The organism is Streptomyces sp. NPDC059679, assembly GCF_042734105.1.
Lineage (GTDB): Bacteria > Actinomycetota > Actinomycetes > Streptomycetales > Streptomycetaceae > Streptomyces.
On record NZ_JBHWES010000016.1, the window covers coordinates 112480 to 118546 of the forward strand.

Here is a 6067-nt window from a genome sequence, read left to right on the forward strand (position 1 = left end):
GGGGCCCCGCGCTGCCGTCGTGCGCGCTGACCGACGGGCGCCAGTTGTGCTCAAAGGTGACAATGGGTCTCATGAAGCTCGAACAGGCACTGCACGCGGCACGGGCACTGGTGCTCGCCGATCTCGCGGCGGGAGAAGTGGCCCAGGCGGATATCGTCTCGCTCGTCGAGGACTCCATCGCACACCGCAGATGGTGGGTCGAGCAGTGGCCTGAGGGCGCCGCGTACTTGGCCGGGCTGGTGGCCCAGGATGTACAGGACGCCCTGCTCGAACGGTACGGCCGCTGGCCGCTGTGCCCGGTGTGCACGGAGGGCGGCGATCCCCACGCGCTGGACGTGGAGCCGGAGTTGGGGCCGGATCCGCACTGGGTGTGCGGCAAGACGGCGGTGGCGGTGGCGCGGGTGGGGGCGCTCGGGACCGTATGACGGTCGCGGTGCGGGCGGTCATTCGCGCGGGCCGCGCATCAGGGTCGCCGTCGCGGTCGCGGCGGCGATCAGCCCCACGGCGACCCAGAGCGCGTGCTGAGCCGCATCCGCCGCGGCCCCCGGCCCGGCGGGCGACGCCAGGCCATGGAAGAAGGCGGTGCCGAGCAGGGCGATGCCGAGCGTGGCGCCGAGCTGCTGGACCGCGTTGAGTAGCCCGGCGGCGGACCCGGTCTCATGTGGCCGCACCCGGGAGAGCGCGGCGGTGAAGAACGGGACCGTGAACAGCCCGAGCCCGACGCCGCTGACCGCCAGCGCCCCGAGCAGTGGCCACGGCCAACCGGTGGGCCGGACGCCGGGGTAGACCGCGATGGCGGACAGCGTCCCGGCCAGCAGGGCGGCGAGCCCGGCGAACATCACCCGCGACCCGTGGCGCGGCACCAGATACGCGCCCGCCACCCACGCCGAGAGCGCGAGCCCGCCGGACCAGGGCAGCAGGGTCAGCCCGGCGGTGAGCACGTCGCGGCCGAGGCCGAGTTGCGCATGCGCCACCACGACCAGCATCAGGCCGTTCATCACCGCGAAGAACAGCGTCGAGGTCACCAGGGCGGCGGGGAAGCCACGGTTGTGGAACAGGCTCGGCTCGACCAGCGGGCTGCGCCCCCGCCGGGCGCTGAGGCGCTGCTGGCGGGCGAACACCATCAGCACGACGACGCCCGAGGCCATCGCGCCCCAGCGCCACAGCGGCCGGCCGGCCATATCGCCCTCGATGAGCGGATGGACGAGCAGCCCGGTCCCGAGCACCGCCAGCCCGGTGCCGGGCAGGTCCAACCGTACGGGCCGGGCGGCCCGGTCCTCGAGCAGCAGCCGGGCGGCGGCCAGTACGGCGGCGGCGAGGGGCAGATTGACCAGGAACACCGCCCGCCAGGAGGAGCCGAAGAGGTCGGCATGGGTGAGCACGGCCCCGAGCGCCGGGCCGCATACCGCGGACAGCCCCACCACCGGTCCGTTCCAGCCCAGCGCTTTGGCCAGCTCATGGCCGTCAAACATGGTGCGGATCAGCCCGATGGTCTGCGGGATGATCAGCGCGGCGGCGGCGCCTTGCACCGCCCGCGCCGAGATCAGCACTCCGGCGGAGGTGGCCGCCGCACAGCTCAGCGAGGCCAGCGCGAAGCCCGCCACCCCCACCACGAACACCCGCCGCCGCCCGGCCACGTCCCCCAGCCGGCCGCCGGTGACCAGCAGCAGCGCGAAGGGGAGGGTGTACGCGGCGCCGAACCACTGGATATCGGACTCGGCGCCGCCGAGGTCGGCGCGCATCACCGGGGCGGCGACCTGCACGATCGTGGAGTCCAGTACGTTCATCGCCTCGGCGGCCATCAGGACAGCCAGCGCGGCCCACCGCCACCGATAGGCCTTCGCCGCCACTTCTGTCACTTCTGTTGCCGCTCTTGTCTCTGCTGGCATCCGCCCTCTGCCTTTCTCGCTTCTCGCTTGTCGCTTTCTCGGCCTAGCCTGGGCAGACGGAGAGGGAAGGTTCCAACCAGCGGGCAGAGTTGAAGGATTTCTTCCATGGCGGACGGCTCGGTGAGGGATACGTACACGCTTGATGAGGTCGACCGCGGCCTGATCCATGCCCTGCACCTCGACGGCCGGGCGCCGTTCAGCCGGATCGCGGCGGTGCTGGGCGTATCGACGCAGACTGTGGCCCGCCGCTACCGGCGGCTGCGGATTGAGGCGGGACTGCGCGTGGTCGGGCTCCCGGACCCGCATCGGGCCGGGCAAGCCCAGTGGCTGGTCCGTATCGCCGCCACCCCGGCCGACGCGCAGACGCTCGCCCGCTCCCTGGCCCGGCGCCCCGACACCTCATGGGTCAAGCTGGCCTCCGGGGGTGCGGAGATCGTCACCGTCGTCCACGCGCCGCGCGGCGCGGACGCCTCGCGCTCAATGCTGCTCCGCGATATCCCGCGGACCGCCGGAATCACCGCGGTCTCCGCCCACTTGCTGCTCCATACCTATCTGGGCGGCCCCACGGCATGGCGCGGCCACCTGGGCGCGCTCTCCGACGAGCAGCAGCGACGGCTCGTACCGCCGACCGCCCCGCCGCCCGAGGCCGACCCGTCCCCGGCATCGCCCCCGACCTCGCCCTTGGCCCAGGCCGACCGGGCGCTGACCGAGGCCGACCGGGCGCTGCTTGACGCCCTGCGCCAGGACGGCCGTACCGGCCATGCCGACCTCGCCGCCGCCACCGGCTGGTCGCCGGCCACGGTCGCGCGGCGGCTCGCCGGCCTCCGGGAGCGCGGCACGCTCTTCTTCGACGTCGAGATCGACGACGCGCTGTTGGGCATCACCACCCAGGCGCTGCTGTGGATGGCCGTCGCCCCGGCCCGCCTCGACGAGATCGCGACCGCCCTCGCCCGCCACGCCGAACTCGCCGTCGTCGCCGCCACAACCGGCCCCACCAACCTGGTCGCCCACGCCCTGTGCCCCGACCCGGCCGCCCTCCACCACTACCTCACCCGCCGCCTCGGCTCTCTGGAGGCCATCCGCACCCTGGAGACGGCGCCCGTCCTGCACACCCTCAAGGCGGCCGGTCCGCCCCGAACCCCCCTCAGGCCGCCCAGGCCCTGAACACGAGGGCAACCGCTCCTGCCAGTGCTGCTGGACATCCATGGGAACCCTGGGAGGGGACAGGCAGGACGTACTGGCGGTCGTCACGCTGGTGGTCACGGCCGGGCCGGCGTGCGGGCGCCCCGGCCTCGGCCCGTGGGCGCCGCTCAGTCCGTCTGCCGAAGGCCGTCGCGCCGGGCTTCGCTCTGAAGCTCCTGTTTCGCGGCCTCCAAGCCGACGATCACGCGCGACGCGCCCTGGGCACGATGCTGCCGCGCGGCGAGCGCCGTCGTCCCGACGGCCGCCGCCGCGAGGGCCGCGCCCGTCCAGGCCACGGCCGGATAGCCCCAGCCCGCGTCGATGACGAGCCCGCCGAGCCAGGGGCCGAGCGTGTTGCCGATGTTGAAGGCGGAGGTCGTGGTCGCGCCCGCGAGGGTCGGGGCCGCGTTCGCGACATTGAACATCCGGGCGTTGAGCGCGGGCCCGGTGAAGAAGGCCGTCACGCCGAGTAGCAGTGCCAAGGTGACGGCGGCGACCGCGTGGTGCGCGGTCAGCCCCAGGACGGTCAGCACGATGGTCGAGGCCGTGATGCCGCCGTAGAGCGTGCCGAAGAGATGGGCGTCCGCGACCCGCCCGCCGATCGCCGTCCCCACGATCGCCCCGACGCCGAACAGCGCGAGCACGGTCGGCACCCAGCTCTCGTCCATCCCGGCCACATCCGTCAGCAGCGGCGCGAGATACGAGAACAGACAGAAGACCGCGCCGCCGCTGAGCGCGGTGGTGACCAGCGCGAGCCACACCTGCCGGTCGCGGTAGATGGACAGTTCGGCACGGAGCCTCGGCCGGTCCGCTCCCGTCGGCGCCTCCGTACGCGGCACCAGCCCGATCACGCCCACAAGCCCGACCGCCGACAGCGCCGCCACCGCCCAGAAGGCCGCCCGCCACCCGGCGTGCTGCCCGAGGAACGCCCCCGCGGGCACGCCCCCGACGTTCGCGACGCTCAACCCGCCGAGCATCACCGCCATCGCCCGCGCCCGCGCGTTCACCGGCACCAGCGACACGGCCACCGCGGCCCCCACCGCCCAGAACCCCGCACACGCCAGCGCGCTGACCACCCGGGACGCGAACAGCACCTCGTACGAAGGCGCCACCGCCCCCGCGACCTGCCCCAGCCCGAACGTGGCCAGCAGCGCGATCAGCGTCGTCCGGCGCGGCAGCCGCAGCGTGGCGGCGGCCAGCAGCGGCGCACCGACCACCATCCCGATCGCGAAGGCGGAGATCAGCAGCCCGGCGGTCGGGATCGAGACGTCCATGTCGTCGGCGACGGGTTGCAGCAGCCCGGAGAGCATGAACTCCGACGTCCCGAGGGCGAAGACGGACAGGCCGAGGACATGGACGGCGACGGGCATGCGGACGCGAGCGCGGTCAAGGGGGGACACTCAAGAGTCAACTCCCCCCCTGGATTTTGGTATTCCGCATCCAATTCCGCCCGCACACGTGTCGCGATGCGCGAACTCCGCTCGCACTCCGCTCGCACACCGCTCGTACACCGCGCGTCAGAGGCGGGTGCTTGACTCCTCGTATCGATCCGAAGACCACTCTGACAGCCCTGCGCGACTTCTGCGCGGAACATCTCGGCGCCGACCTCGCCGACCGCGTCGTCGGCCTGGCCCGGCCCGGTTTCTCGCTCACCGAGGCCACCCCCGGCCAGGCCGCGGGGCACAGCCGTTTCGGCGGCGAAGCCATGCCGGAGCCCGGCACCCCCTGGCCGGTGTGCGAGGATCTCCCGCTCAGCCTGCTCGCCGTCCTCGACACCGACGCCCTGGCCCCCTGGCTCGGCGACCTCCTCCCACCCGGCACCGGCCTGCTCAACTTCTTCCGTCTCGACAAAGAATCCGAGCAGAGCGACCCCACGGCCTGGAAGGTGGCGGCGGGCTTCGGCCCAGAGGGCCCGGAGGCGGGGAGGGCCATCGCGGCCCGTTCCAGCCACGCCGTCGAAACCGAACCACCCGCACGATCCAGTGTCTTCGCCCCCGTCCCGTGGGCGGCGGAGCCCGGCTTCGCCCTCCCCGACACCTGGGACACGGCCTGGGACACGCTCGACCTGGGGTACGCGGGGAGCGACTATGACGCCGTCGAGGCGTTCAAGGACGCGATCCGCACCGAGTGGTCGCCCCCGGGCATGCTGTACTGCGAGGACATGGCCTTCGGCCGGCCGGTCTTCCCCACGGGAAGCTCATCGGTGATGTTGAACGGCGACGATTCGAACCGTTACCACCACCTGCTCCAGCTCTCCGACCGGCACGAGTGGCACCTCGACGGGGAAGGCGGCTGGATGCACTGGTCGATCCCTACCGAAGCACTGCGCGCCGGTGAATTCGGCCAGGCGATACCGACCCCGGACCACTGGTGACCTTTCCGGGCTACGCGGCCGGGCGGTAGGTGGTGACGGTGCCGCCCTGGCTGAAGGTGAGCGTCTCCACGGTTGCGAACGGGCGCGGCCGGAACCCTTCGGCGAAGGCCGGTACCCCGCCGCCCGCGACGACCGGGTACCGCTTCAGCACCAGTTCGTCGATCTCGGGCAGGAGTTGCCCGGCCAGCACACCCCCGCCGCACAGCCAGATGTCGCCCTCCCCGCCCTCGGCCTTGAGCCGGCGTACGAGGCCGATCGGGTCATCGGGGACGCGGGCACGGCCTCCAACTACTTCGCCAACCGCGACGACATGCTCACGCAGGCGAGCGAGCGCGTATACGAGCGACTGGAGCCGGACGAGGCGCTGCTCGCTTCCGGCCTGGAAGGTCCACGCGACCGTGCCCGGCGACGCGACCACGGTGGTCCTGCCGGGCAGCCCGTGACTTTGCGGTGCATATGAGACACGGACACGCCATGGCGTCGGCGTGTCGCCGTCCCGAACTCACCGCAACCTCAGAGCCGGACGTGCCTGGACAGCAGCCGTGGGAGGGGCCGGGCCCCGCCCCCGGCCGGCCGGGCCGCCAGACCCCCCAGGGTGCCCCGTAGCGGACCGTGGCCCACC

General features: G+C 73.0%; 6 protein-coding genes and 1 pseudogene. 4 read left to right on the plus strand and 3 right to left on the minus strand.

Annotation, left to right across the window (positions count from 1 at the left end):
• Window positions 1-62 precede the first annotated feature (62 nt).
• The gene (locus tag ACFV2X_RS19480) at window positions 63-425 is read left to right on the plus strand and encodes a hypothetical protein (protein ID WP_385617787.1); all 363 of its coding nucleotides are present in this window, start codon (window positions 63-65) and stop codon (window positions 423-425) included.
• Between the two features lie 18 nt (window positions 426-443).
• Here the strand turns inward: ACFV2X_RS19480 and ACFV2X_RS19485 are convergent, their stop codons facing one another.
• Window positions 444-1850 (minus strand): MFS transporter, encoded by a 1407-nt coding sequence (locus ACFV2X_RS19485; protein WP_385617790.1) that lies wholly within the window; start codon window positions 1848-1850, stop codon window positions 444-446.
• A gap of 144 nt (window positions 1851-1994) precedes the next feature.
• Between ACFV2X_RS19485 and ACFV2X_RS19490 the strand changes: the two genes are divergently transcribed.
• Window positions 1995-3053: an Lrp/AsnC family transcriptional regulator gene (locus ACFV2X_RS19490; RefSeq protein WP_385617792.1), complete on the plus strand. Its 1059-nt coding sequence runs from the start codon at window positions 1995-1997 to the stop codon at window positions 3051-3053.
• A 146-nt stretch (window positions 3054-3199) separates the two neighbouring features.
• Here the strand turns inward: ACFV2X_RS19490 and ACFV2X_RS19495 are convergent, their stop codons facing one another.
• On the minus strand, window positions 3200-4441 hold the full coding sequence (locus tag ACFV2X_RS19495) for a Cmx/CmrA family chloramphenicol efflux MFS transporter (RefSeq protein ID WP_385617909.1): 1242 nt from the start codon (window positions 4439-4441) through the stop codon (window positions 3200-3202).
• A 161-nt stretch (window positions 4442-4602) separates the two neighbouring features.
• On the opposite strand from ACFV2X_RS19495, the gene ACFV2X_RS19500 reads away from it, so the two are divergent.
• Window positions 4603-5445: a DUF1963 domain-containing protein gene (locus tag ACFV2X_RS19500; protein WP_385617795.1), complete on the plus strand. Its 843-nt coding sequence runs from the start codon at window positions 4603-4605 to the stop codon at window positions 5443-5445.
• 10 nt (window positions 5446-5455) lie between these two features.
• Here the strand turns inward: ACFV2X_RS19500 and ACFV2X_RS19505 are convergent, their stop codons facing one another.
• On the minus strand, window positions 5456-5635 hold the full coding sequence (locus ACFV2X_RS19505) for a hypothetical protein (protein ID WP_385617797.1): 180 nt from the start codon (window positions 5633-5635) through the stop codon (window positions 5456-5458).
• Window positions 5636-5719: 84 nt separating this feature from the next.
• On the opposite strand from ACFV2X_RS19505, the pseudogene ACFV2X_RS19510 reads away from it, so the two are divergent.
• Window positions 5720-5845: pseudogene (locus ACFV2X_RS19510) on the plus strand (TetR/AcrR family transcriptional regulator); the annotation flags it as partial.
• Between the last annotated feature and the right edge of the window lie 222 nt (window positions 5846-6067).

Bases quoted from the DNA above. Each gene is read 5' to 3' on its own strand.
- ACFV2X_RS19490 (WP_385617792.1), top strand. From the start codon at position 1,995: ATGGCGGACGGCTCGGTGAGGGATACGTACACGCTTGATGAGGTCGAC.
- ACFV2X_RS19480 (WP_385617787.1), top strand. From the start codon at position 63: ATGGGTCTCATGAAGCTCGAACAGGCACTGCACGCGGCACGGGCACTG.
- ACFV2X_RS19495 (WP_385617909.1), bottom strand. From the start codon at position 4,441: ATGCCCGTCGCCGTCCATGTCCTCGGCCTGTCCGTCTTCGCCCTCGGG.